This window comes from Rhizobium grahamii CCGE 502, from assembly GCF_000298315.2.
Lineage (GTDB): Bacteria > Pseudomonadota > Alphaproteobacteria > Rhizobiales > Rhizobiaceae > Rhizobium > Rhizobium grahamii.
In genome coordinates this window covers 52,256-77,379 of record NZ_AEYE02000036.1, presented here as the reverse complement: position 1 = coordinate 77,379, position 25,124 = coordinate 52,256, and the positions used below count along the sequence as shown (strand labels likewise).

20 protein-coding genes and 4 pseudogenes are annotated in these 25,124 nt (G+C 58.1%); 10 read left to right on the top strand and 14 right to left on the bottom strand.

Going from position 1 to position 25,124, the window contains the following annotated elements; all coding sequences use genetic code 11:
• Positions 1–320: 320 nt before the first annotated feature.
• The 9 genes from RGCCGE502_RS30575 to RGCCGE502_RS30545 form a co-directional block, all read right to left on the bottom strand.
• Positions 321–1,202 carry an aldo/keto reductase gene (locus RGCCGE502_RS30575; protein WP_016558100.1) on the bottom strand — a complete coding sequence of 294 codons (882 nt, stop codon included), beginning with the start codon at positions 1,200–1,202 and terminating at the stop codon, positions 321–323.
• The gene (locus RGCCGE502_RS30570; protein WP_016558099.1) at positions 1,192–1,758 is read right to left on the bottom strand and encodes a type 1 glutamine amidotransferase domain-containing protein; all 567 of its coding nucleotides are present in this window, start codon (positions 1,756–1,758) and stop codon (positions 1,192–1,194) included. Before RGCCGE502_RS30570 ends, RGCCGE502_RS30575 begins: the two co-directional genes overlap by 11 nt.
• 102 nt (positions 1,759–1,860) lie before the next feature.
• Positions 1,861–1,983: a hypothetical protein gene (locus RGCCGE502_RS38850; protein ID WP_019280426.1), complete on the bottom strand. Its 123-nt coding sequence runs from the start codon at positions 1,981–1,983 to the stop codon at positions 1,861–1,863.
• Positions 1,980–2,357, bottom strand: coding sequence for a beta/alpha barrel domain-containing protein (locus RGCCGE502_RS30565; RefSeq protein ID WP_051158749.1), 378 nt, complete (start codon positions 2,355–2,357; stop codon positions 1,980–1,982). The genes RGCCGE502_RS38850 and RGCCGE502_RS30565 overlap by 4 nt, the downstream gene beginning before the upstream one ends.
• On the bottom strand, positions 2,357–2,509 hold the full coding sequence (locus tag RGCCGE502_RS37795) for an NADH:flavin oxidoreductase (RefSeq protein WP_016558098.1): 153 nt from the start codon (positions 2,507–2,509) through the stop codon (positions 2,357–2,359). The genes RGCCGE502_RS30565 and RGCCGE502_RS37795 overlap by 1 nt, the downstream gene beginning before the upstream one ends.
• A 483-nt stretch (positions 2,510–2,992) precedes the next feature.
• Entirely contained in the window at positions 2,993–3,814 is an 822-nt protein-coding gene (locus RGCCGE502_RS30560) for an alpha/beta hydrolase (protein ID WP_016558097.1), read from the bottom strand.
• Positions 3,815–3,827: 13 nt separating this feature from the next.
• Positions 3,828–5,276, bottom strand: a complete 1,449-nt coding sequence (locus tag RGCCGE502_RS30555) for an NAD-dependent succinate-semialdehyde dehydrogenase (protein WP_016558096.1) — start codon at positions 5,274–5,276, stop codon at positions 3,828–3,830.
• Positions 5,277–5,331: 55 nt separating this feature from the next.
• Positions 5,332–6,558: an iron-containing alcohol dehydrogenase gene (locus RGCCGE502_RS30550; RefSeq protein WP_016558095.1), complete on the bottom strand. Its 1,227-nt coding sequence runs from the start codon at positions 6,556–6,558 to the stop codon at positions 5,332–5,334.
• On the bottom strand, positions 6,555–7,589 hold the full coding sequence (locus RGCCGE502_RS30545; RefSeq protein WP_081647334.1) for an Ldh family oxidoreductase: 1,035 nt from the start codon (positions 7,587–7,589) through the stop codon (positions 6,555–6,557). The genes RGCCGE502_RS30550 and RGCCGE502_RS30545 overlap by 4 nt, the downstream gene beginning before the upstream one ends.
• An 89-nt stretch (positions 7,590–7,678) precedes the next feature.
• Here RGCCGE502_RS30545 and RGCCGE502_RS30540 point away from each other — a divergent pair, with 89 nt between their 5' ends.
• The 6 genes from RGCCGE502_RS30540 (at position 7,679) to RGCCGE502_RS30515 (ending at position 13,337) form a co-directional block, all read left to right on the top strand.
• Positions 7,679–8,380: a GntR family transcriptional regulator gene (locus RGCCGE502_RS30540; protein ID WP_016558093.1), complete on the top strand. Its 702-nt coding sequence runs from the start codon at positions 7,679–7,681 to the stop codon at positions 8,378–8,380.
• 9 nt (positions 8,381–8,389) lie between these two features.
• The gene (locus tag RGCCGE502_RS30535; RefSeq protein WP_439332354.1) at positions 8,390–9,970 is read left to right on the top strand and encodes a sugar ABC transporter ATP-binding protein; all 1,581 of its coding nucleotides are present in this window, start codon (positions 8,390–8,392) and stop codon (positions 9,968–9,970) included.
• Positions 9,967–10,959 (top strand): ABC transporter permease, encoded by a 993-nt coding sequence (locus RGCCGE502_RS30530; protein ID WP_016558091.1) that lies wholly within the window; start codon positions 9,967–9,969, stop codon positions 10,957–10,959. Before RGCCGE502_RS30535 ends, RGCCGE502_RS30530 begins: the two co-directional genes overlap by 4 nt.
• A 56-nt stretch (positions 10,960–11,015) precedes the next feature.
• On the top strand, positions 11,016–11,966 hold the full coding sequence (locus tag RGCCGE502_RS30525) for a substrate-binding domain-containing protein (RefSeq protein ID WP_016558090.1): 951 nt from the start codon (positions 11,016–11,018) through the stop codon (positions 11,964–11,966).
• A gap of 59 nt (positions 11,967–12,025) precedes the next feature.
• The gene (locus RGCCGE502_RS30520) at positions 12,026–12,640 is read left to right on the top strand and encodes a DJ-1/PfpI family protein (RefSeq protein ID WP_016558089.1); all 615 of its coding nucleotides are present in this window, start codon (positions 12,026–12,028) and stop codon (positions 12,638–12,640) included.
• A 301-nt stretch (positions 12,641–12,941) separates the two neighbouring features.
• The gene (locus tag RGCCGE502_RS30515) at positions 12,942–13,337 is read left to right on the top strand and encodes a VOC family protein (RefSeq protein WP_040676032.1); all 396 of its coding nucleotides are present in this window, start codon (positions 12,942–12,944) and stop codon (positions 13,335–13,337) included.
• 329 nt (positions 13,338–13,666) lie between these two features.
• Here the strand turns inward: RGCCGE502_RS30515 and RGCCGE502_RS38400 are convergent.
• The 3 genes and pseudogenes from RGCCGE502_RS38400 to poxB form a co-directional block, all read right to left on the bottom strand.
• Positions 13,667–13,998: pseudogene (locus RGCCGE502_RS38400) on the bottom strand (HD domain-containing protein); the annotation flags it as partial.
• A 329-nt stretch (positions 13,999–14,327) separates the two neighbouring features.
• Positions 14,328–14,891 carry an AraC family transcriptional regulator gene (locus RGCCGE502_RS30510; protein WP_016558087.1) on the bottom strand — a complete coding sequence of 188 codons (564 nt, stop codon included), beginning with the start codon at positions 14,889–14,891 and terminating at the stop codon, positions 14,328–14,330.
• A gap of 194 nt (positions 14,892–15,085) precedes the next feature.
• Complete coding sequence (gene poxB, locus RGCCGE502_RS30505) at positions 15,086–16,813, bottom strand: ubiquinone-dependent pyruvate dehydrogenase (RefSeq protein ID WP_016558086.1); 1,728 nt, start codon at positions 16,811–16,813, stop codon at positions 15,086–15,088.
• Positions 16,814–17,782: 969 nt separating this feature from the next.
• On the opposite strand from poxB, the gene RGCCGE502_RS30500 reads away from it, so the two are divergent.
• The 4 genes and pseudogenes from RGCCGE502_RS30500 (at position 17,783) to RGCCGE502_RS30485 (ending at position 23,496) form a co-directional block, all read left to right on the top strand.
• The gene (locus tag RGCCGE502_RS30500; protein WP_244441822.1) at positions 17,783–20,311 is read left to right on the top strand and encodes a bifunctional diguanylate cyclase/phosphodiesterase; all 2,529 of its coding nucleotides are present in this window, start codon (positions 17,783–17,785) and stop codon (positions 20,309–20,311) included.
• Between the two features lie 186 nt (positions 20,312–20,497).
• Positions 20,498–21,595, top strand: a complete 1,098-nt coding sequence (locus RGCCGE502_RS30495; protein ID WP_244441821.1) for a type III PLP-dependent enzyme — start codon at positions 20,498–20,500, stop codon at positions 21,593–21,595.
• 14 nt (positions 21,596–21,609) lie between these two features.
• Complete coding sequence (locus RGCCGE502_RS30490; RefSeq protein WP_016558083.1) at positions 21,610–22,746, top strand: DMT family transporter; 1,137 nt, start codon at positions 21,610–21,612, stop codon at positions 22,744–22,746.
• Positions 22,747–22,861: 115 nt separating this feature from the next.
• A pseudogene (locus tag RGCCGE502_RS30485) lies at positions 22,862–23,496 on the top strand (VOC family protein).
• A gap of 637 nt (positions 23,497–24,133) precedes the next feature.
• Here RGCCGE502_RS30485 and RGCCGE502_RS35940 read toward each other — a convergent pair.
• Both RGCCGE502_RS35940 and RGCCGE502_RS30475 read right to left on the bottom strand, forming a co-directional pair.
• Positions 24,134–24,585: pseudogene (locus tag RGCCGE502_RS35940) on the bottom strand (RES family NAD+ phosphorylase).
• 51 nt (positions 24,586–24,636) lie between these two features.
• A pseudogene (locus RGCCGE502_RS30475) lies at positions 24,637–25,017 on the bottom strand (XRE family transcriptional regulator).
• Positions 25,018–25,124 lie beyond the last annotated feature (107 nt).

Below are 25,124 nucleotides of genomic sequence, written 5' to 3'. Positions count from 1 at the left end.
CGCGCTTAGGCTGGAGTTCGGGCAATGCGGCGCGACGGGACGCTGCCAAGCAGTCCCGGTGTATCGCGCTTGCGATCCTTGCGGGTTCGCCGGTGCTTGCCAGTTCTGGAGTTGCAGGCGCGAAATAATTTCAGGACCTCACCGCCAGATGGACCGAGATTCGATGCGTGCCAACTAGCCGCGGTCGTACGGGGCACCGCCCCGATGATCGTGATCGTGAAGCGAACGGCAAGCGCGCGAAGGCTGTGGCGACCGACCTTCGTTGTGAATCCCAGCTTTGTCCCAAGACCACGATTCGCTGACGACGCCGGTTTTTACCCTCAAATCATTGGCAGTCCGCGGCAATGTGGACCAAGCGGGAAGGCGGCATCGATCCGCGCGACCTCGGCCTGCGACAAGATTATCTCGGACGCGCCGGCATTCTCTTCGACATGTTCGACGCTGGACGCCTTGGGGATCGCGAAGACCGACGGCCGCCGCGTCAGAAATGCGAGCGCGATCTGGTGCGGGGTTGCATCATGCACCTTTGCGATATCCGCGAGCACTTGGCCGCCCGGCGTTTGAGTGCTTGGAAAATCGCGGTGCCCGAACGGACTATACGCGGTGATTGCGAGCTGGTGCTGCTCGCACCAGGGTAGCACAGCATGTTCTATCGCGCGTTCCTGCAAATGGTAGAGTACCTGATCGCAGATAACCATCGATGCGCCGGCAATCTGCAATGCCTCTTCAAGATCCGGCACGTCGAAGTTGCTCACGCCATAGGAGAGTATTTTGCCCTCGTCACGGAGCGCCTCCAAGGCCGCAAACGTGTCCTCCAGCGGATACTGTCCCCGCCAGTGCAGCAGGTAGCAATCCAGCCAGTCGGTCTTGAGGTGGGTCAACGTTCTCTCGCAAGCGATCTTCGTCCCAAGTCGGGAGGCATTCTGTGGCAGCACCTTGGACACCAGAAATACCTCATCGCGCCGGTCCGCGATGGCGCGGCCGACCAGCTCCTCGGCGGCACCCGCGCCATACAGCTCCGCGGTGTCGATGTGGTTCATTCCAAGGTCGATGCCTCGTCGCAAGGCGGTAATCGCGGAGGCGGGGTCACCTTCCTCGATGTACCAAGTCCCCTGGCCGATGATGCCGACCTCGCGCTGCAGCGGTCCGAACCGCCGCTTTCGGACGCTGGTCCGCGCACTGCGCCTGGAATTATGTGGCATGACGTTGCCCGCGTCCGCCGCTGAAGAGCTTGATCGTTTCCCGGTTGAATGCGGGGATGTCATCGGGACTGCGGCTCGTGACCAGGCCCTTGTCCACAACCGCTTCCTGGTCCACCCAGTCCGCCCCAGCATTGTTGAGGTCGGTCTTGAGCGAGGGCCATGAGGTCATGCGTCGGCCGCGCGCCGAGCCGGTCTCGATCACTGTCCAGGGACCGTGGCAGATGGCTGCAACCGGTTTTCCGGCATCGAAGAACGCCTTCGCGAAGGTAATCGCATTTGGCTCAATGCGGAGTGAGTCCGGGTTGATAACGCCGCCCGGCAGCAGCAGCGCGTCGAAATCTTCCGGCTTGGCCTGATCGAGCTCTACATCGACCGGCAAGTCTATGCCCCAGTCCGTCATATTCCACGCCCGTACGCGTTGATGTTTGGGTGATACGATCTTGGTCGTCGCACCGGCTTCGTCCAGAGCTTTGCGTGGCTCTGTGAGTTCGACCTGCTCGAAGCCGTCGGTGACCAGGATGGCCACATTGAATCCTTGAAGGGTGTCTTTTGCCATGATGGTAATCCTAATGTTAAGGAGCGCCTCGTCCTGGTGTGCTGAGAGCCGGTTTGTAGGTGCAGTGGCGCACGCTCCCGATCTCGGGAGCAGTGTCGCGGATCACCGCCAGCGCTGGTCGACGCTGGCCCTCGGTTGTTCGCCGCGATCCTGTGCGAGGGACGGATAGTCGGTGTAGCCCTTCTCGCCGCCGCCGTAATACGTCGTCGGATCGTCGACGTTCAAAGGCGCGCCAACGCGCAACCGCTCCGGCAGATCGAGATTGGCGATGAACTTGCGACCGAAGCGATCAGGTCTGCCTTGCCTTCGCGAAGCCACTGTGCCGCGGTGTCGGGCTGGAAACCACCCGCCACCATCAAGGTTCCCTTGAATTTCTTCCGGATCGTCTCGACCATGCCTAGCGCCGGCGGACTTGGCTCTTTTCCCCTTTGCATCTGCTCAATCGCGGGGTTGACGATATGCAGATAGGCAAAGCGGTAGTCGCTGAGGCGCTCGGCGATATAGCCAAAGGTTGCTTCTGGCTGGTCGTCGTGGATGTCGTTCATCTTGCCCATCGGCGACAGCCGCACGCCGATTCGATCAGGCCCCCATATCCGCATCAAGGCCTCGGCGACCTCGAGCGCGTCAGTGGCGCCATGACGACGCGATGCCGCAGATTGAAGGGACCAAGCCGGTACGCCTGAAAAAGCACGTCCCTGTCCCGCGCCTGAGCGGCGTTCGGGCTGAGTGTATTCGTAGCTGCCTCGTCCATATTCCCTCCTTCAGAGGGTGGAATTGACGGCCCCTGGACCGTCCTCGCCGAAATATTAGCAGCAATGCGACCTGCCTCAATTGACGCCCGTCAATGCGGTCAAGATTCGAGTTAGCTAGTAGGTCCACCTTTGCAACGCCGATTGGAAAGGGGCGGGTGCGAGAAGTACCGAGGGAGTCGCTTCAAGACTGCTGCTCGTGGCGCCATGCGGCGGGACCGACCCGATCACAAAGGACGCCGGTTCGATCTCCGTGAGCGGGGAGCATCGCAAATCACCTAAAAGCTGTTTGTTCTCTTTAAACCCAAAGGCGACCGGGTATCCGGAGTTTCGAAAATTAGGTCTGTGAGACGATATTCGAGATTGGCGACTCGCAGACTGGAGCTGACCCCGCCTGCAGCATCTTCATGCATTTGGACGCTTCTCCTGCTGGCGAATCCGCGCTGCCGTTCAGCAGGGACCGGATCCGCGAGGCTTCATACAGGTCAGGGCTCGCCAGTCACTAATCGGGCAAGAAGATCTCCAGCCTCAGAGCCAAGGATACCGAGGTCGCGGACCGAGTCCATGTGGTTCCGACCTGCCACGACCCTCAGGAACGCCGGCAGCCCTTGCTCTCGCAACGTAGACAGGAACGCATTGGATTGCGCATGAAAGGGATGGGTCTCTTCTGCTCCAACTGCCAGGATCACGCGGCAGTGCGGGTCGTGGTGGTGAGAAAGAGGTGTGAAGCGTGCCACCTCTTCATCCGTCAACGCAATCTCATCGCGGAGAAACGAGCGTTGCAATGGAGCCAGGTCGTAAAGACCACCGAGCAAGAACGCACCTTTGACGCTGGAGGGCACAGTGCTCTCGTGGAATAAGAAGCTTGCCAGGTGTGCACCTGCCGAATGCCCGCTCACGGTTAGGGTCGAGGGGTCGCCGCCATACTCTGCAATTTGGCCAATTACCCATCGTTTGGCACGTGTGACTTGATCGACAAGGACCTCCATCCTGTGCGCCGGCATCAGTGCATAATCGATGATGACCGCGATCGCGCCCGCCTGGGTGACGGTGTTCGCGACACAGGAATAGTCGCGCTTGGAGAACATGCGCCAATAGCCCCCATGGATGAACATGTGAACGGGAAGGTTCTTTCTTGTCCGCTCCGGATAGAAGATGTCCAGGGTTTCAGACGGACCGTCACCATAGGCGACGTTCCCGGACATCGACAGAGTTTCGCGAGTGCTTTCACTAGCTTGGACGATATCGCTGACAATGCTGTCGAAGTGCGCAACATGATCACGTATGCGAAATGGATCAATTTCCACGATTGCCCCCGGCTCAGAAACTTGTTGCGATATATTTCGCTTCCATGAACTCGGCAATTCCGTGGTGCTGACCACCCTCGCGGCCGAGGCCACTTTGCTTCACACCGCCGAACGGGGCTGCAGGATCGGATACAAGGCCACGGTTAAGGGCAATCATACCCGCCTCGATGCCGTTGGAGACCCGCAGCCCGCGTGCAAGGTCGCGCGTATAGACGTAAGCAGCCAGACCATACTCCGTGTCATTGGCTCTACGGACCGCTTCTTCCTCGGTTTCGAAGCGATAAAGCGGTGCGACCGGCCCGAAGATTTCTTCTTGCGCCATCTCTGCCTCAAGAGGGACATTCGCCAGAACGGTCGGAGGATAGAAATAGCTATCACCTGCCGGGACGTCGCCGCCACAGAGTACACGCGCTCCTCTCGCCTTCGCATCGTCCACAAGGCGTGCGATTTTGTCGACCGCCTTGCGGGTGATCATTGGACCACATTCCGTGTCCCCGGAAACTCCCGGCCCCACCTTGAGCGCGCTCATACGCCTTGTGATGCCGTCGGCAAATGCGTCGTATATTCCAGACTGAACGTAGAACCGGTTGGCTGCGGTGCAGGCTTCGCCTGCGTTTCGCATCTTGGCGATCATTGCCCCGTCAAGGGCGGCTTCCAGATCTGCGTCGTCGAATACTATGAAGGGTGCGTTGCCGCCTAACTCCATGGAGCAGGAGATGACGTTCTTCGCAGCCTCGGCCAAGAGGTGACGCCCGACACCGGTCGACCCTGTAAAAGAGAGCTTTCTGACACGTGGATCCGCGAGAACCACTGCCGTTAATGGTCCGGGGCTGGTCGTCGTCAGGACGTTTACGACACCATTCGGCACTCCGGCCTCCTCGTAGATTGCAGCCAATGCGTAGGCAGTCAGCGGTGTCTCGCTGGCGGGCTTGAGTATGACAGTGCAACCAGCTGCAAGCGCAGGCGCAATCTTCCGGGTGGCCATCGCCGCTGGAAAATTCCACGGCGTGATCAGCAGGCAAATGCCAATCGGCCGGTAGTCGACAATGATGCGATTGGTGCCTGATGGCGCTATGCCGAACTCGCCCGTAATGCGGACAGCTTCTTCCGCATTCCAGCGGAAGAACTCGGCTGCGTAGGCTACCTCACCACGCGCGTCGCGCAACGCCTTGCCGTTTTCCATCGAGATCAGTGTTGCGAGCATCTCGGAGCGCTCGATCATCAGCTCGAAGCAACGGCGCAGGATCTCAGAGCGTTTGCGGGGTGGCGTAGCGCGCCAGCCGGGCGCCGCGGCCGATGCTGCCTCAATGGATGCGCGGGCGTCCTCGATCGAAGCATCCGGTACGGCCGCGAGAACCTCGCCCGTCGACGGGTTCACGACGTCGATTAGGCGACCCGAGTGCGATGGCTGCCATGCTGCATCGATGTAGAGGCCGCGCGCGGAGGCCGAGAGGTCCGGCATTTGGTGGTCGACTTGCTGTATTTGTTGGGCAATGGTCATTTTGCTTCCCCGATTCTTAAATGGCGGATGCGGCGAGATCGCCGTCGTAGGCCGCTCTGACAAGACGCTTCATGGCGTCGAGGTCAAAGGGCCTTGGATTGTTCTTTATGAGCCGGTCGATGCCGAAGGCTTGTTCGGCAGTCCAGTCCAGCTTGTCGGCTGCAAGGCCCAAATCCGCAAGCGTCCGTGTGATGCCGATCGCTGCAAAGAGCCTACGAATCTCTTCGATGGCGGCGACTGCGAGTTCTTCCTCGTCCCCGTTCGCGTTGTCGAGGCCGAGCGCGGTACCGATTTCCGCCATCTCGGCAGCTGACGCGGATCTGTTATAGTTCATCACATAGGGCATCATGGTTGCGACACCGAGGCCGTGTGCTGTGTGGGTCAGCGCTCCAGCCGGATACTGGATTGCGTGGGCCGCAGCGGTCCCTGCAGTCCCGAAGGCGCATCCGGCCGCTAATGCGCCCATCATGACATCGGCCCGTGCGTCCTCATCGGAGCCATCCTTGCAGGCCTTCTCGAGGCTGCGGCCGAGAAGTTTGATCGCCAGCAACGCGAAATGATCGGTGAGGGCGCTTTTGCCGATGAATACATGCTTCTGAGCAAGCAGCGGATCGTTGCCGCGTCGCGCTGCCGTGAAAGCCTCGATCGCGTGGGTGAGGGCGTCGGCCCCCGCAACAGCCGTCAATCCGGGCGGACAGGTCATCGTAAGCTCCGGATCGCAGATGGCAGTCGTTGCGATCAAATAGGGACTGGATATCCCGACCTTGAGCGTGCGTTCCGAATCGGAAATGACGGCGACGGGCGTGACTTCCGACCCTGTCCCGGCCGTCGTCGGCACTGCGATGATCGGAAGCGTCGGGCCGGGCACCTTGTACTCGCCGTAGTAGTCCTTCAACTGACCGCCATGGCTGAGGAGCAAGGCGGCGCACTTTGCCATGTCCAGGCAGCTTCCACCGCCAATGCCGATCACCATGTCTGGATGGAAGGTTCGTGCTTCCTGGACGCAGACGGAAACTGTCTCGCTGGGAACGTCCGGCTGGACACCGTCGTGGATCAGAACTGCAATCGAGGCGGCCTCGAGCGTCTTTACAATATCCGCAAAGACGGCTGTACCAGCGAACCGCTCGTCAGTGCACAGCAACGCGCGCTTGCCCAGCCTTTCGGCAATATGGGGGAGGGCGTGACGCTGTCCTTTACCGAACAGGATTTCCTGGGGAAGCCGAATGGCAGCGAAAAGGGTCATTGTGCAATTCCTTTGACAAGTGCCTCGTTCGAGCGAGAAAGTGCTTTCAATTCGTCCCAGAGGTTTCCGGAAATCTCGAAGCCGTCGTTGAGCGCCCGCTCGCGGCGCGACCGCGCGCCATCGCCGGGTACCGTGACTGGACGCATAGGATCGGCTGGCCGTGATTGCCGGATGCGATCAAGATAGCTGCTGAAGCATGCCAGAACTTGGGGCTGCCTGCCGACGTCGACAGCAATCAACACGTCTCCCTTGTTGCAGACGGCGTCGGCGTCCAGCGTTCCCCGGACCTCAGGCGCGAGAGATGAGCCCGCAATCGAGGCCACCAGCAACTCAAGTGCCATACCAAGAGCGTATCCCTTGGCGTCGCCAAAGGGGGCTATCGACCCCTTCATTGCATTGGCGGCGTTAGTCGTCACTCCTCCGTCGCTGTCGCGTGCCCAACCCTCCGGGATCGCACTCCCGTTTGCCGCATGGTGATGGATCTTCCCCATTGAAACCACAGAGGTCGCGAGGTCGACCACCAGCGGTCTGTCCGAAGTCGGCACGGCAATCGCAAGGGGATTGGTGCCAAGGAGGGCCGTCGTTCCGCCATATGGGTGGACGAGTGCCTCGCTCGAAGACAGAGCAATTCCGATGATGCCTTCGTTCGCTAGGCGCTCCACGTAATAAGCCAGCATGCCAAGATGGTTCGAATTCCTGATGCCAGCAACAGCAACACCCGTCGAAGAGGCCCGTTCAGCAAGTATAGCGCATGCCTGAAGCGCGACCACTGGGCCTAGTCCGCGGAGGCCGTCGACGTCCAGGAAGGACGGCGTTCGCCAGTGTGATTTACCCCGGGTACGTGGATCGATCAGACCCTTGTCGATTCTTGTGAGGATTCTCGGCAGCCTTTGAAGGCCGTGCGATGGGTGGCCTCTCAACTCTGCTTCCACGAGAACCTCGGCCTGTTGCAAAGCGTGTGCGTGTGGGGTCCCTTTCTCCTCGAGAAGGTTCCTCACTAGGCCCGCGGCTATATCCCCCTTCACCCTCACGACAGCTCCGAATAAAATCCTATAGGATATGGTATTGAATATCGGCGAGCATCGTGGTAGCGGTTGGTTCTGTCAAGAGGCAATAGAACATGCAGACCAGAACGCCCACGATCCACACCGAGGCGCCCGACACGAGCGGGTTCATCCCACGGTCCAACAGTTTGGCGGGGAGCGTCTATGAGGCGATCTTCGCCCAATTGATGGCTTTGAAAATTCCGCCGGGTGCCCGTATCAATGTCGATCATCTCGTGCGCGAACTGAATGTCTCACAGACGCCCATCCGCGAAGCCCTTGGCCGACTGGAAGGGGAAGGGCTCGTAGTCAAGACCCACCTCATAGGCTATAGCGCCGCGCCACAGATCGCCCGGCGCCGCTTCGACGAGCTCTATCAGCTTCGGCTTTTGCTTGAGCCCGACAGCGCGGCCAGAGCGGCGCTTTCGATGGACGATGAAAAGCTTGCAACGCTTCGCGAGGCAGCCGGAGTGATGGGGCGACGTGATGGAACTGATGAGCGCCTTCGCTATTCGACCTTCGCGCGACAGGACGCAATGTTCCACGACTGTATCCTTGCATATGCGGGCAATGAGCTCATCCGCGAAACGCTCAATCACCAGCACACGCATTTCCACATCTTCCGTCTGATGTTCCACTCGCGGGTAACCGAGGAGGCTCTCGACGAACACGAAGCATTACTAACGGCATTTGCCGCGGGCGACGCTTCCGCCGCCGAGAAGGCGATGCGCGTACACCTTGAGCACTCGCGGGACAGGCTGCTCCCAGCTTTCGATTGAGGAACTTCGATGTCGAGTGTCGTCAGCATTCAGAGAGATGGAAGAGCGCCCGTGGTTCGTCCCGATGACCTCGCACGCCAGCCGGTGCTCCGCGCCGAAAACCTCTCCAAGGAATATGGTCCCGTTACCGTTCTTTCGGATGTGACACTCGACATCCTACCCGGCGAGATCCATGCCATCATCGGCGAGAACGGCGCTGGCAAATCAACTTTCATGCGGCTTCTGTCCGGCTACGCCGAGCCTACCGCAGGGTCGCTGAGCATGGACAAGGGCGAGGTCCGTTTTGCCAGGCCGGAGCAGGCTCAACAGGCAGGAATTGTTCTGGTCCACCAGGAAATTCTGCTTGCCGATGCCCTCACGGTCGCAGAGAATCTTTTCCTCGGCCGCGAGCTGATGCGAAACGGAGTGGTCGACGACCGAACGATGCGCCGCCTCGCTGCTGAAAAGCTGGCCGACCTCGGAAGCATCGTTTCCCCCAATGCGCTGGTGCGAAACATCTCGCTTGCCGACCGTCAGCTTGTCCAGATTGCTCGGGCGCTCCTGGATGACTATAAACTGGTGATCTTCGACGAACCGACAGCCGTTCTTACGGGCGAAGAGGTCGAGCGATTGCTCTCGATCATCTTGCAGCTGAAGGCTCGCGGGATTGCCATCCTCTATATCAGTCACCGTCTCGACGAGGTGCAGCGCATTGCAGACAAGGTAACGGTGTTGCGCGACGGCAAGATGGTTGGCACGCACCTGGGCCACAGCCTCAGTCAGATGGACATGGCGCGTCTGATGGTCGGACGCGAACTCGCGACGCTCTATCCGGAAAAGTCACCCGCCGCCGCTTGCGAAAAGATGCTCTCGGTCCGGAAAGTGTCAGTCCCGGGTTTTGCAAGGGATATCACCTTCGACGTTTATAAGTCCGAGATCCTCGGGTTCGCCGGAATGATCGGGGCAGGTCGGACGGAGCTATTCGAAGGGATCATGGGGTTGAGACCAGCAACTGGCGCGGTCGAACTCGAAGGCAAGCCAATCAACATTCATTCGGCGCGGGCGGCGATCGACGCCGGTATCGGTTACTTGACCGAAGACCGAAAGGGAAAGGGCCTTCTCCTCCAGGAGCGTCTTGCCCCCAACCTAACCCTTTCCGCGCTTCAACGGTTTCATCCCGGCCTGTTCATGCGGCGACGCCGCGAACAGACCGCGTTGACAGAGGCCGTCGATCGATACGACATCCGGCTGAAGACTTTGGGTGTGAAAGCAGGACAGCTGTCCGGTGGTAACCAACAGAAGCTTCTACTTGCGAAGGTGTTGTTGACCGCGCCCTCGGTCGTCGTCATCGACGAGCCGACGCGTGGCATCGATATCGCCAACAAGGCGCAGATTTACGCATTCATCCAGCGGCTCGTGGCGGAGGGGAAGGCGTGCGTCGTGATCTCCTCCGAAATGCAAGAACTCATCGGGATCTGTGATCGGATCCTTGTGATGAGAGAAGGGCACATCACAGGCGAGGTCTCAGGGGATGAAATGACGGAACACAATGTCGCACTTCTGGCGACGAGCGATGTCGCCGGGGGCAGCGGCGAGGGAGGAAATAGATGACTGTTATCACTGGATCGACCTCGGTCAGGCCGGAGCGGGAATGGAATTTCGAATGGAGGGATGTCGGTCCGTTCGTGGCCTTAGCCGCCCTGATGGTTATCGGCTTCGCGATCAATCCGGATTTCCTTTCGGCGACAAACCTCGGCAACGTCATCACGCGTAGCGCCTTCATTGCGATCATTGCGGTCGGGGCAACCTTCGTCATCTCGTCGGGTGGTCTTGATCTTTCCGTCGGCTCGATGGCGGCGTTCATCACCGGGATCACGATCATGTTCATGAACCGGATGGCGCCCGACTGGGGAGTTTCGGCGATCCCGGCCGGAATGGTTGTAGCGATTGCGGTAGGCCTTCTCTGCGGCCTGATGAACGGGCTGATCGTCACCGTCGGGAAGATCGAACCATTCATCGCCACCTTAGGCACAATGGGCATATTCCGGGCCCTCATCACCTATTTGTCGGACGGCGGCACGATCCCGATCGATCGCAGCCTTCGCGACGCCTACCGCCCTGTTTATTTCGGTACTGTCGTGGGCATACCGTTACCGATCGTGATCTCGATCGCCGTGGCGGTCGTCGCCTCTTTCATTCTCTACAAGATGAAGTATGGCCGGAAATGCGCGGCAGTTGGCGCCAACGAAGACGTTGCCCGCTATTCGGGGATCTCCATCGTCAAGACACGGACCATAGCCTACACGATCCAGGGCGCGTGCGTGGCAATCGCTGCGATCTGCTACGTGCCTCGCCTGGGGGCCGCGACCCCCACCACTGGTGTTCTTTGGGAACTGCAGGTCATTACTGCTGTGGTTATAGGCGGAACGGCACTCCGCGGCGGGAAGGGCCATGTCTGGGGTACGGTCGCAGGTGCGGTCATCCTCGAGCTGATCGCCAATCTCATGGTGCTGTCCGACTTTGTTTCAGAATACCTCGTGGCAGGCGTGCAGGGCGTTATCATCATCATCGCGATGCTCATTCAAAGGTTCTCAAAGTAAACCGCGACCGGACCGCGCGGGAGCTCCATTTGTCGGTCTAATTCTGGGAGGAATGCATGTTGAATAGGAAATGGGCTGCGGCGCTTGCCGTCAGCACGGTGCTGCTTGCGGGCCAGGCTTTCGGAGCCGATAAGAAGGTTGTCGCTGTGTCGATCCCCGCGGCCGACCACGGGTGGACGGCTGGCATCGTCTACCACGCGCAGGCTGCCGCAAAGGAGATCAATGCGGCCTTTCCGGATGTTGAAGTCGTCGTAAAGACCTCGCCCTCCGCTACCGCACAGGTCAGCGCACTCGAGGATCTATCGGCAGGGCGCAGGCTTGATGCTTTGGTCATCCTGCCTTACACGTCCGAAGAACTGACAACCCCGGTCAAGGCGGTGAAGGATGCGGGGACATTCATCACCGTGGTTGATCGTGGTCTGAACGACCCGACGATCCAGGACCTTTACCTCGCGGGCGACAATATCGCGGTCGGCCGCAACACGGCGAAGTTCATGATCGACAAGCTTGGCGGCAAGGGCAACCTCGTTGTTCTGCGTGGCATCCCGACTGTCATCGACGATGAGCGTATCCAGGGCTTTCAAGATGCGATCAAGGGCACCGACCTGAAGGTCCTCGACATCCAATACGCCAACTGGAATAGTGACGAAGCGTTCAAGCTGATGCAGGACTATCTTGCCAAATACCCGCAGATCGACGCGGTCTGGGCGAATGACGACGACATGTTGCTCGGCGTACTGGAGGCAGTCAAAGAGGCGGGGCGCAAGGATATCAAGCTGGCACTCGGCGGCAACGGTATGAAGGACATCGTCAAGAAGGTCATCGACGGGGACGCAATGACCCCGGTCGAGACGCCCTATCCCCCGGCCATGATCAAGACTGCGATCTATATGACGGTCGCGAACCTGGTCGGTCAGGCTCCCATCAGAGGCAATGTCAAACTCGACGCACCGCTTATCACCAAGGCGAACGCCAAGGAATACTATTTCCCGGATTCGCCGTTCTGATCATTCAAACTGGGGTGGCGGCATCGCCACCCCGCAGCATGAAGAAAGAGGAGTAAATCATGCCAGGCAAGAAGATACTGATGCTGACCGGTGAATTCACCGAGGAGTACGAAATCTTCGTCTTTCAGCAGGCGATGGAAGCAGTCGGTCACACGGTGCATGTCATCTGCCCCGACAAGAAGGCGGGTGACCTCATCAAGACGTCGCTCCACGACTTTGAAGGCGACCAGACCTACACCGAGAAGCTCGGTCACTTCTTTACTATCAACAAGACGTTCTCCGAAGCCGAGGCTCAGCTTGATCAATACCATGCGGTCTATGCCGCAGGTGGACGGGGTCCTGAATACATCCGCACAGACAAGCGGGTACAGGCGATTGTTCGTCACTTCCATGAGAAGCAGAAGCCGATCTTCACGATCTGCCATGGAGTCCAGATCCTCATTGCGGTAGATGGTGTCGTTCGCGGCAAGAAGGTCGGTGCACTCGGCGCCTGCGAACCGGAGGTCACGCTCGCTGGCGGTACATATGTCGATCTGTCGCCGACCGAAGCGTATGTGGACGGAACGATGGTGTCGGCCAAAGGATGGACGGCGCTCGCATCCTTCATCCGAGAGTGCCTGAAGGTACTCGGGACGGAGATTCATCATCGGGACGATGTGGCTCAAGCAGCATGATGCTGGCGTAGGTTCAAAGACCACCAAAGGTTTGGGCTGTCACCGCGACAGCCCATCATCTTTTCGTTTGAGCGCCCCGTCAGTGCCGCGACGATGGCATTAAGAAATTCCGATCGCAGCTGTCAGTCACGGGCGCCGTCGTCTCCGAGCAGGGCATGGCGTAGAACCTCTGGGGTCGATGACAGCTTGGCAAAGCCGCTTGAGCAAAACGTTCCCAATGGACGGGAGGGAAGGTCGCTTTTTACGGGACCTCCAGACAATTTCGACTACATCCCATGTTGGAAATGCGAGGAGCCGGAATTTGCAACAGCCGCTGTTCAAGGATGTGGATTGCGTATTGCTTCGCGTGCCAGACCTCCAATCCGCCCTTCCATTTTATGAGGAGTCGTTGGGGCACCAATTGATGTGGCGAAGTGATGTCGCAGCCGGATTATCAATCATAGGATCGAAGACGGAACTTGTCCTTCACACGAAGGCGGGACCGGAAGTTGACATGCTGGTGCAAGATCTGGATGAAGCTGTTAGGCGCTTTCGTGAGGCGGGCGGCACCGTCCTTAACGACCCATTCGATTTACCGATTGGGAGGGCAGCGGTGGTGCAAGACCCGTTCGGAAACGTGCTGGTGTTACTCGATCAATCGAAAGGCAAGCTTGTGACGGATCACGATGGTCGTGTCACGGGAACCACCGGCGTATGAAGTCCCTTTCTCAAAAGCTTTCTGATTTCAGCGCGCAGTGAAAAATCGGCGTCTGTCGCCAAAGGCCGCGTACATGCTGGAGGGCGTAAGCCCTCTTGCATCCTGACACCTTGCGGGTCGCGGTTGCCGCATAGCCCTGGTCCCTCAAGCGTTCGCTACATCGAGTGCCGCCTGCTTGACTTCGCGTGGTCTGGCCATGGGTACCATCGGCAGTGTTGGGAGCGATTGCTCCGTACGGAGCAGAAGTATGAGAGCAACAGCTTCATAATGCCAACCGGGTGTTGATGCGGAAGGAATGTCCGCCGGGGGGATCAACGAGGGCGCGCTGACTACCTTGCATTCGTCCACTGCGATTGGAGCATGAGACGGCTGAAGTCCCTGCGATGGAATTTGGGATCCTTGTAAGCGAGCACATCGGCAAGACCGCTACCCTGTGTGGTCTCAGGTCGATGTTTGAGGCTGCCGTAAAGAGCCTGCAAAAATGCATCCGCGAAGTGAGGCGGGTGCGGATGAGCTGTTTCGATGGTGTCCCGCTGGTCGGTGTGAAGTCGCTATAACCCGCGCCGACAAGATCCATGTTGGCTCCTTCCGCAAGTAGTGCTGCGAGTGGGAATAGTTGAGCCGAGATGCCGTTTGTCGTGTGCAACGCGATCGCGAGCCATGGATGATTGGCTGTTGATGCCTGTGTCGCCGCAGCAGCTGGCGCAAACGCCAAGCAGAAATCAAAGTCGGCTGAAACGCAAGCATTGACAGAGCGGACAATCCATTAAGCTACCTCCATTACCGCTTCAGCGGTCGGTTGAAGTGGGCATGTCTTGGTGCTTCGAAGTGATGGTTGTTTCAAGCATTTACCGGCCCGCTTCCTCGTTGCGCTGGGCGGTAATGACGAAGTCGGCAATCATGATCGGAATCTTCTCCAGCCGAGCAATAGAACAACGGCAATCAGCGCGAAAGGGTACTGTAGCGACCAGATGCTGCCTAAGGGACGATCTAGCGCGCTAAATCAGCTCTTGCCGCATATCGGCGCCATGCGCTTGGTGTGGTCCCGGTCGCGCGACGGAAAACGCGCGAAAGATGCGATTGGTCGGCCAAACCGCAATCTAAAGCAATCTCGCAGAGGGAGGCGTTGGTTGTCAGCATCCTGCGCTTGGCATGCTCGACTCGGCGCGAAACGACGTAGCTGTGTGGCGTCATGCCAAAGCTAGTCTTGAACGACGCGGCAAAGTAGCTTGTGCTCAACCGAACCAGAGCGGCGAGGTCCTCAAGTGAAATCGGGCGGGATATCCTGTCATCGACGAAGCGCTTCAAACGGTTGATCTGCCAAGGGGCAAGGCCGCATGTTGAGCCTTTTTCGTTTTCAACGCCACTAATTCCGAAAGGCCGCAGCAAGGTAGAGGCCTTCTTCACTAGATTTATGGTGATGGCCTCATCCCGGTCAACATATCTCACGGCGTGCAGCAGCAAGCGCGAGACTTCGGTCGAGATCTCATGGCTGGCGTCCCCGAGCTGAAAGGAGCGCGTGTGACGAGTGAAGGGGATGGCGCTGTCGGGCATCGGTGATCTCCTGGGATTGTTCCGTTGGTCCATAGTGAGGTGCGGGATGTCGGCAATGAATTGTACGATCGGTGTATTTCACTGGACGATGGTATGACCCCACTAAGCCTCGGGCATAGATGTGAAACAAGATGGTGAACGCGAACTTTGTTCGCGAACGGAGGAGCGCCGTTGTATCCCCTCGTACCGCCTCCTCAATGCCAGAGGTTCGTTTTTGAGAGGTCGAGCAATTCGTCTCCGCGCCCGCTAAATACTGCCTTCAGCATGTACAGAGTGAAGCCCTTGGCCATTTCGACGCTAATGGAAGGCGGAATCGGCAACTCCGTGCGCGCGACCACAGCATCGACAATCACGGGCCCGTCGTGGGTGAGCGCTTCGCGGATGCCCCGTTCAACATCGGCCGGATCTTCGAGCCTGACGCCTTTTATTCCGATCGCTTCGGCCATTGCGGCAAAGTTCGGGTTCGATAGGTCCGTGCCAAATGGAAGAAACCCTGTCGACTTCTGCTCGACCTCGATGAAGCCGAGTGCCGAGTTATTGAAGATGACGATTTTCGCCGGAAGCTTTAGCTGCGCAAAGGTCAGGATATCACCCATAAGCATTGAGAAGCCACCGTCGCCCGACAGCGAGATAACTTGGCGTTCCGGGAAAGTCGCCTGAGCGCCGAGCGATTGGGTCATCGCATTGGCCATCGAGCCATGCCAGAACGAGCCGACCAGCCGGCGCTTGCCGTTCATTGCCAGATATCTTGCTGCCCAGACGGTTGGCAGCCCAACGTCACAGGTGAAGATCGCATCATCCGATGCGAGATCGCTTAGTGCCTTGGCAACCTGTTGTGGATGTATAAGCCCGGTACCGGGCTTTGCTCCGGCGAGGGCGTCAAGTTCCTTGCGCGTGTGCGCGACGGCCTGATCGAGATGCTTCCTGTTGCTGCGAGGTTCGATCCGCGGCAGGATCGACTTGATCGTATGCTTGACGTCGCCTACGATTCCCAGATCGACAGGAGCCCGCCTGCCGATGTTGCCAGGTCGTATGTCGACCTGTGCGATCTTCACCCCGTCGCCTTTCGGGTAGAACTGGCGATAGGGGAAATCCGTTCCGAGCATGAGCAGAACGTCGCAGTCGAGCATCGCATAGTAGCCCGACGAGAACCCGATAAGGCCGGTCATCCCGACATCATAGGGGTTGTCGTACTCGATATACTCCTTGCCCCTAAGCGCGTGAACGACTGGCGCCTTCAGCTTCTCGGCAAGTGCCACAATCTCTTGATGCGCCTCGGCGCAGCCCGAACCGCAGAAAATTGTTATGCGGCCATCGCCATTCAAAAACGTCGCAAGCGCATTGACGTCATCGGCAGACGGCACGACGTGAGGTGCACGCGGAAGCAAAGCAAGTGGCCGGGGTTTAGTCAAGGACGCTGCCGGTTGCAGCTGGACGTCTCCGGGGATCACGACGACCGCGACACCCCGGTTGCCTACGGCTTGCCTAATTGCGATCTCCAATGTCCGGGGCATTTGGCTTGCCTGTGAGACAAGCTCGCAATAATCGCTGCATGCCTTGAAGAGTTCCTGCGGATGAGTTTCCTGGAAATATCCCGAACCGATCTCTGCGGAGGGAATGTGCGCGGCAATCGCCAGAATCGGAACGCGGGAGCGGTGCGCATCGAACAGGCCGTTGATCAGATGCAGATTTCCCGGGCCGCAACTTCCGGCACATACTGCCAGGGAGCCCGTGAGGTGAGCTTCCGCACTCGCAGCAAACGCTCCCGACTCTTCGTGTCGCACGTGAACCCACTCGATCAAGCCCTGACGGCGAATGGCGTCAGTAAGACCATTGAGGCTGTCTCCGACGACACCGTATATGCGGCGGACGCCCGCGGCAGCGAGCGTTGTGGCAAATTGATCGGCAACTTTTTCCACCATGAGTTTTCTCCTTCTTGAGAGAGGCGGACTGAAGGAACAGCGTACGGGGAGATCGTGTGTCCCAGCTTGAAAAAAGACTTGGCCATTGATGGTTCGCCGGTCGGCTTCACTGCCTCCTCGCGGTCACTTGGATCCGGTTCACGCCGACATGTGCGATGGAACAATCGCGGTTCGCCAGTCCTGAATACGAGTACCCTTATCCAGTGACCTGATCTGGACGGCTCGGTTTCTCTGGCGTGGGCGTCCGTCGATAGTCCCACATGGACCAATACCGGAGTGGGTGAACCTGATCGACTATACCAAAGTGTATTCTGAACGTGGATAGCGAGAACGCGGCTGGTTTGGCCGATGCCGCGAAGGCTTATCCTCGGGTGCTGCGGGGCTCACCGCGGAAATGACGACCGAGATGGCTTCGGGGACGGTGACACTCGCTTACTTCGAAAGCTGCCGGGTGGCTGGGGCTGAACCGGGCAATGTCGCTGACGCGGCGCCAGAATGCTTCAACCGCATTGTTGCACCTTTCTCGCCATTCTGCGCAAAACCACAGGCGAGAACCACAGCATTCATTCCACCCGTTGAGGTACCGGTAATACTTGAAATTTCGAGCCTCGGCTCATCGACGGTCCGCTCTATCACTTGGCCTGAGCCGATGCCATATTGGCCCGAGAATGCTGCTTGATATTGGTGGCATGGGAACCTTCCCAATTCAGCGTCTCTACTTTACGGGGAGTATTGCGGCCCAGCAATAGGCAGGCGGTAAGATCCTGCACCGGGATGCAGGTATTAAGACGACCACTCAAATAGATCCATTCATTGTTAACCAACGCGAAAAGTTACAATTCTAATTAACTGAGCATTTGCATTTCAACTCTTAGTTTTGAAAAAACCAACGAGGAAAAAATGCGCGGCCTTATCCCTCCCACGGCATATTTTTTCGGTCGAGATTTCAACCGTCGGATCGTTTTTCCTATGGCTGGGATCCTCATTGTTTCAATTGCGGTTGTGATAGCGATTGTTGTCCTATCTGGGCGTCAGCAAAATATTCTGGAAGTCCAAGCTTCCACCAAGCTTGCAACCACCGCCCTTCAAGTCAAAGCTCGCGAGGTCGCACGCAATCTGAGGGATTATGCAGTCTGGGAGGACGCATACAAGAACCTGCACGAGAAGCTCGACGTGGAGTGGGCGGCAACCGACGGGAATATCGGGGCAAACATCTTTGAAGGTCTGGGTTATGAGATGGCCTTTGCGGTCGATCCCAATGAAAAGACGGTGTACGCCGTCGTCGAAGGCGTGCCGCAGAGTGTCGATGCGCTCCAGCTGATGCCACGCGGATTGCGTGATCTCTTGCACGTCGCCGCGATCCAAACAGATCCGGTCACGAGCTTGATCAAGTCCGGAGACAATGTATTCCTGGTTGCGGCCAGCGCTTTGTTGCCCGCCTCGATTGATCGATCGACGGTAAAGCCGCGAGATCTTACGATGCTCGCCTTCGCAAAGCGGCTGGACCAGAAATTTCTTGATCGCATGGGGCGAGACTACCTTCTCTCCGACTTGAAGATCTCGCTTCACGAGGCTAGCGATGCTGAAGCGTCGATACCGTTGCTGACGCAGGACAGAGTCTTCCTCGGAGCCATAACCTGGTCACCCGCAAAGCCGGGGTACCAGCTGCTCCGGTTTATTCTGCCCCCGCTATGTCTGGTTCTTGCCGTCCTGGCGGCGTTTTCAGCTCTTGTCGTACGCAATGCCAGGCGTTCGACAAAAGAATTGGCGGATTCCGCTAAAACCGTGGAAGCCTACGCCCAGACCCTGAAGGAAAGCGAAGTAAGGTTCAGGGACGTCGCGGAAGCATCGTCCGATTGGATTTGGGAAACTGACCATTCGCTCAAGTTGGTCTACTTCTCGACACGCTTCACCGATGTCACCGGGCTGCCCGCCACTGATGTTCTCGGCAAGACACTCGGTCAGTTCTTTTCGAGCGACGCTGACTCCGACGGGTGGAAGCGGCTCGTCGAGGGGTCCCACGACCACGTGTCGTTCAGGGATCTTCGCTGCTGCTATCGCGATGCGAAGGGCCACACTCGCATCTCCAGATTGGCCGGACGTCCGATCCTTGGGGCCGCGGGGGAATTCCTTGGCTTCAGGGGAACGGCAACAGACATCACCGAAGAAGTAGAAGCCCAAGAGCGCGCGAGCCATCTGGCGCACCATGATGCCCTGACGGGCCTTCCCAACCGGGTCCTATTCCGGGAACGCCTGAATGTAGCCCTTACATCCAACGCGGAGCAGACCGCGAGAGTTTCGGTGATTTGCCTTGATCTCGATCACTTCAAGGAAGTCAACGATACCTTGGGCCATGGTGCAGGCGATTTGCTACTCCAGCAGCTTTCGGGCCGGCTGAGGGGATGCGTGCACCCAACTGACACCGTTGCCCGGCTGGGCGGTGATGAGTTCGCTATTATTCAGATGGGCATCAACCAGCCGCTGGAAGCCGAGGAACTCAGCCGAAAACTTATCGATGTGGTGCGCGCTCCGTTTACCATTGAAGGTCAAGAACTTCATGTCGGTGTGAGTATCGGGATCGCAATTGCAAACGTCGACGATGGAGATCCGGAGCGACTGCTTAAGAGTGCGGACATCGCGCTCTACCGAGCTAAGCAAAGCGGTCGGGCAACCTATCGGATTTTCGAGGCCCAAATGGATGCCGAACTCCAGGAGCGCAAGGCACTCGAATATGATCTTCGCCAAGCGGTCCTGAAGGACGAACTCGAGGTTCACTATCAGCCTTTGATCGATCTCGTCCAGCACGACGTTGCAGCCGTGGAAGCGCTGGTTCGATGGAGACATCCCGTCCGCGGTCTGGTGTCTCCGGCTGACTTCATTCCGCTCGCTGAGGAGACCGGCCTCATTATTTCGATGGGCGAATGGATCCTCGAGACTGCCTGCCGCCAAGTCATGGAATGGGACGGACTTCGGGTCGCGGTAAACCTTTCGCCCGTGCAGTTCCGTAACAGGGAGCTTGTTGAGACAGTTCGCGAAGTCCTGGTTCGCACAGGGCTCGATCCTTCGCGCCTGGAACTCGAGATCACGGAGAGTGTTCTTATCAACGACTCCTCGGCGGCCCTGGAAATTCTGAATGGCCTCAAGGGCTTGGGCGTCAAGATTGCCATGGATGATTTCGGCACGGGGTACTCGTCGCTCGGCTACCTGAATTCGTTCCCATTCGACAAGATCAAGATCGATAAGTCGTTCATCGGGGATATGAGCAGCAAGGATAAGTCGGGTGCCATCGTGAAGTCCGTGATTAGCCTCGGCCAAAGCCTGAACATGACGACGACTGCAGAAGGCGTTGAGACTCCGGAGCAGGCCGCTTTCCTCGCCCAGGAGGGTTGCGACCAGTTGCAGGGGTTCTACTTCAGCCGACCCGTGACAGCACCGGAGCTGTCGGCCTTCATCGCGCGCTGGAGTTCCGGCAAAAAAACTGGCGAACAAGCCGCATAGCGTTCAAACAAGAAGAATAATCAAATCAGGTCAATAAAGATGAATGCCTATGCTCCTTCGGCCGAGCACGTTCTCGGCCGTGACGCGCGACATCTGCAAGGTCAAATTGAGACCGCCTTTTCGGCGGTCGGCAGGGCAGTCCCGCCCGCGCAAAATACGCTCAGAAATTTTGCAAGCGTGGACGCGATGGTTGCCGAGCTTATGCCGTCAGAACCCGTCTTCTGCATCTCACCTGAAAGGCTGCGCAGTGCTGCGGCGAGCTTTTCCTCGTTTCCTGGGCAATGCCTATATGCCGTCAAATGCAATCCCCATCCGTTTGTTCTGGAAACTCTGTATCAGTCTGGAATTACGAACTTTGACGTTGCCTCTCTCCACGAGGTCGAGCTGATTGACAGCTTGTTTGGAAGCCAAGCCGGGAAGTTCTACAACAACCCGGCAAAGACGCGCCGTTCAATCCGGTTGGCAAATGATCTGCACGGCATTCGCTTCTACACTGTGGATTGCCTGGAGGAGGTGGAGAAAATAGCAGAGGAAGCCGGTGGTAGCGAAGATCTCGTGATTGCAGTCAGGCTCGCTACAAACGGTTCCGACGCTCGCTATGTTCTCTCGACCAAATTCGGAGCGACGCCGGACAAGGCGATCGGCCTGCTGCGCGAGATTCACCTGAAAGGGATCAAGGTCGGGATTTCATTCCATGTGGGGTCGCAATGTCTCGCACCAGCCGCGTTTTCAAATGCTGTGGAACTTGCCGCAGATGTTGCTAAGCGGGCAGGAGTGGAGCTCACGGTTCTGAATGTCGGGGGTGGGTTTCCTGCTCCCTATCCCGGCGATGACGTTGTTGGCCACGGGCACTATTTCAAGAGCGTCGCGCGCGCCCTGCGCAATGGCAACGTTCCACACTCTTGCACGATCTTGTGTGAGCCAGGGCGAGCACTCGTCGCTACCGCCGGGACGACGCTGGTCCAGGTGGTCATGAGGCGCGATCGTAATATCTTTCTTAACGACGGAGTATTTGGCACGTTGCAGGAACTCGGGCATCCGAAAGAACGCCGGCCAGTGCGTCTCATTCCGAGCACCTCGCGGGCATGCGCGACATACACCGACTTTAGGGTCTGGGGGCCGACGTGTGATTCAAATGATGTCCTCGGCGCACCTTTCAACCTTCCGGATGACGTCCGCGAGGGGGACTGGATCGAGGTGGGTATGATGGGAGCTTACAGTCTTTCCATGCGTACGCACTTCAACGGCTTTTTTGCTGGCCATATCGTGACCATCGGAGCGTAGGAGCAGGTTTCGAGATGAACCGATTGGCTGCTTCTGCGCTCGGAGCCCTGGGGATCGTGCTTTGGGCGAGCGAGACCATGCTTGTAACCTACACGACGGCCATCCCTCCGCTGCAGACCGTTTCGATTGCGTTCCTCTTCGCCGCAGCTCTCTCACCGGCAATATGGTTGCTCACCGGAAGCCATCCGCTTCAAGCGTTCCGGCAGCCGATACATGTTTGGCTTCTGTCGGTGACGTCCCTTGTTGGGTATCATGGGTGCATTTATTACGCGACCCAGAAGGCGCCGCCGGCAGCAGCCGCGTTGCTTCAAGGTACGACCCCGCTCATGATCGTTCTTGGCTCCTGTCTTCTGCCGGGCGAGAAACTCAGGTGGTGGCACGTCGCCGGTGTCGTTGTCGGATTATGTGGCGTGCTACTGCTTATCGATCGAGGCGGTGAGGCCTCGATTTACGAGGGGGCACCTTTTTACCTGGCGCTCATTGGCGTTGCGGCTGCGTTGTGGGGCCTGTATTCGGTCCTAACCCGGACACTGGCGGCGGTTCCAACCTCCGCTCTTGGCTGGTTCTACGCAGCGTCTGCGGCCGTTTCCTTCTCGGCTCATCTCGCGTTCGAAAGCTGGGTTCGGCCGAACGTGGCAGAGTGGTCCGCGATGGCAGCACTCGGTGTTCTGCCAATGGGCCTTGCCATCTACATGTGGGATCATGGAATGAAGCGGGGCGACATTCAGGCGCTTGGCGCCTTCTCGTATGTCGAGCCTTTTATCGGAGCGGTGCTGGTTGCCATTTTTACATCCGCGGTGTTGGACGCTTCCTTGTTCTGGTCCGGCTTACTGATTGTGGGAGGCGCCGCATTGGCGAGTTGTGGCCTTTGGACGTCGGGCTCGAAGGAAAAGGAAGCGGGCTTGATCAGTCCACGAAATCCCGTTCCCGGTCGTTCGATTCTGCAATCCCTTGTCGAGGCAAATTCAAAGCATGAGCTTGCTTCCGTCAACAACCGGCTTCTAGAGCGCCTCATCGAGATTGGTCGGGACTATAGCGATCCCCGCAAACACGACGCAGAGCTTGCGGAGCTGCTTCACGCCTTGGGTGTTTCGGTGGCGATTTGGGACCAGTCCAGCATCGAGACTGATACCGGCGAAATTGCCGCTTGAAGCTTGTAGTCGACAAGTTTGACGGTGCTGGACCTACTCTTCGGCGCATCTCCTGGGGCGTGAACGCGTCGATTCTCAATTCGTCATGGCCTCATTCGTCGTATGCACTGCATCAATGAGTATTCTTGGTGAAAACGACGCTCGAACGAGCAGGACTACGGTTGAACTGGAAGTAGTCGCAATTCCGGTTGCCGACGTAGATCGGTCGAAACGTTTTTATTCCGATTTGGGTTGGCGGCTCGACGCTGATTTCCCGGTCGGGAATGACTTCAGGGTAGTGCAGTTCACGCCGCCTGGTTCACCGGCGTCCATCCACTTCAGCGTCGGCATCACCAACGCCGTTTCCGGCTCGGCTGCAGGACTCTTTCTCGTCGTCACAGACATCGAGGCGGCCCCACAATTCTCGTGAGTGGCGGGGCGCCGGTGAGCGAAGTCTTTCATCGGGACGGGCCCGGGCAACCTCCCATCGATGGCCGGGATCCCGCCGGGCGAAGCTACAGGAGCTATGCGACCTTCAAAGATCCGGACGGGAACGCTTGGCTGCTGCAGGAAGTCACCCAGCGGCTTCAAGGAAGGCAGGGCACCGAGATTATTTTCGCCTCATCGGTAGAACTCGAAGGCGCCCTCCGAAGGTTGGCTGCCGCTCATGGTGAGCATGAGAAAATCACCGGAGAACACGACGAGAACTGGCCTGAATGGTACGCGGAGTTCATAGCTGCCGAGCATTCCGGTAGGCCGTTGCCACCTTAGGATCGGAAACGGGCTAACGGTTGCACGCCCTCTGGTCCTGGTCGACCTCGAGGAACGTCCGGCATCGAACGGCAGGGTAGATTGAAAGGCAAAAACTCGACGCAACCGATATTATTCGCCGCGCTTGAAAGCGAGTAGCTCAGGAGGGAGGCGAGACAGGTAATGCTGTCGCAGTGCCAACCAGATGCCTGGAATATCGCCTAATCGTCAGCGAATAGCAATTTGGTGAAAACGAAAGCATTGAATAAAGCCAATGAGATAGAGGAGGAACTTCTACGTTAGATTCGTGGCGTGTGGCCTTTCGGGCCGGTGCACAACCGACAGCATGGAGCATTTAGGGGTTGCCGAAGAGGTGGCAGCGCGTAAACTTGGCCGTGTTTTCCGTTGCCGGAGATATCTCGCAATCCAAAGGAAGGCACTGACCTTCCACGTGCTCGCTCGTGAGATGTCGGCTGATCGCGGGTCGTTTCTAGTCACCCACAATGAGATCGTAAGAGCGAAGATTTGCCGGCGTGATCTGCCGCAAGATGTGAAAAAGATCGATATGATCCCTTGAGGGGATTTCCACAATTTTGCGTCTTCAGTGACAGCATCACCACTTGCCGACAGCGAGAGGTGAGCATCGTCAATCTTGCCATCAGAGCCAAGATAATTGATCTTGGTAGCCGCCCGCTGGGATCGAAGACCACTACTCGATGGGGCCAAGCTCGGCCCCCAGTCCCAGAGCACTAGATTTCGGTGTGACGGGGTCTGCGCCGGGTGCAAAGCTCGGAACAACAATGCCAGCTACCCCCTCGGCCGCAAACCGGTCGTAGATTGACCAAGAGGCCGGCCGAGTGCCGTTCGCGAGCGCCATTGCCCATGCGCAGCTTATGTCCGCCAACGTCACCACAGGATTGGTTCGGCCTTCATCGGCGGAGAGATCGCAGTCTATTTCATAGGAGCACAACACGCAGGGGGTCGACACGGCGACCGAGACCTTGGTTGGCCATCTTTGATGGCGGTGAGGATGCTCAATTCTAGATATAGCGCCGGTACGCCTTGGTGATTGAAGCGAGCGCCAAGGATCGCCGCACCGTCACCGGACACCGGTTTGAATGACCAGCGTGAATCATGGGCTCGATAACAGGTCGAGGCACCTCACGCAAAGCCACCAACCGCCATGTGATCGAGATCGTCTCTTACGGCTGCAGCCTTGCCGTCCTTGACCAGCGCTTCTGCTATTCGTCCGCCAAACGTCGGAAGCGGTTGAGCAGGTACCATGCCATGGCCTGTCCTTGCCACCTGCCCAGTCACTGACACGGCTGATGACTTCAAGCATTTCCCGTAGGCGTCCCGGCGCTTTTGCTGCTCCGCTCCGCTCTGCTCGGTATAGCGTCTCACGGCACAATCCGGGCGGCAAGCCGGCCCTTGGACATTCCAAAACCGTCTGCAACCTGCAATGCCAATCTTGCCGGACCTGTCCATGTGCGGCAGAATTAATAGTTCACTATCAGCGGGTCGCTTAAGTGCCTGGCCGATCGTCATCTTTCCAAGTTAGATGCCATATTTTCTGTGCAAAATATATGACATCCTTCGGCTTCGTTCAGGAGGCGTCGCGGAGGGCACGAGCGGGATTCAGACGGTCG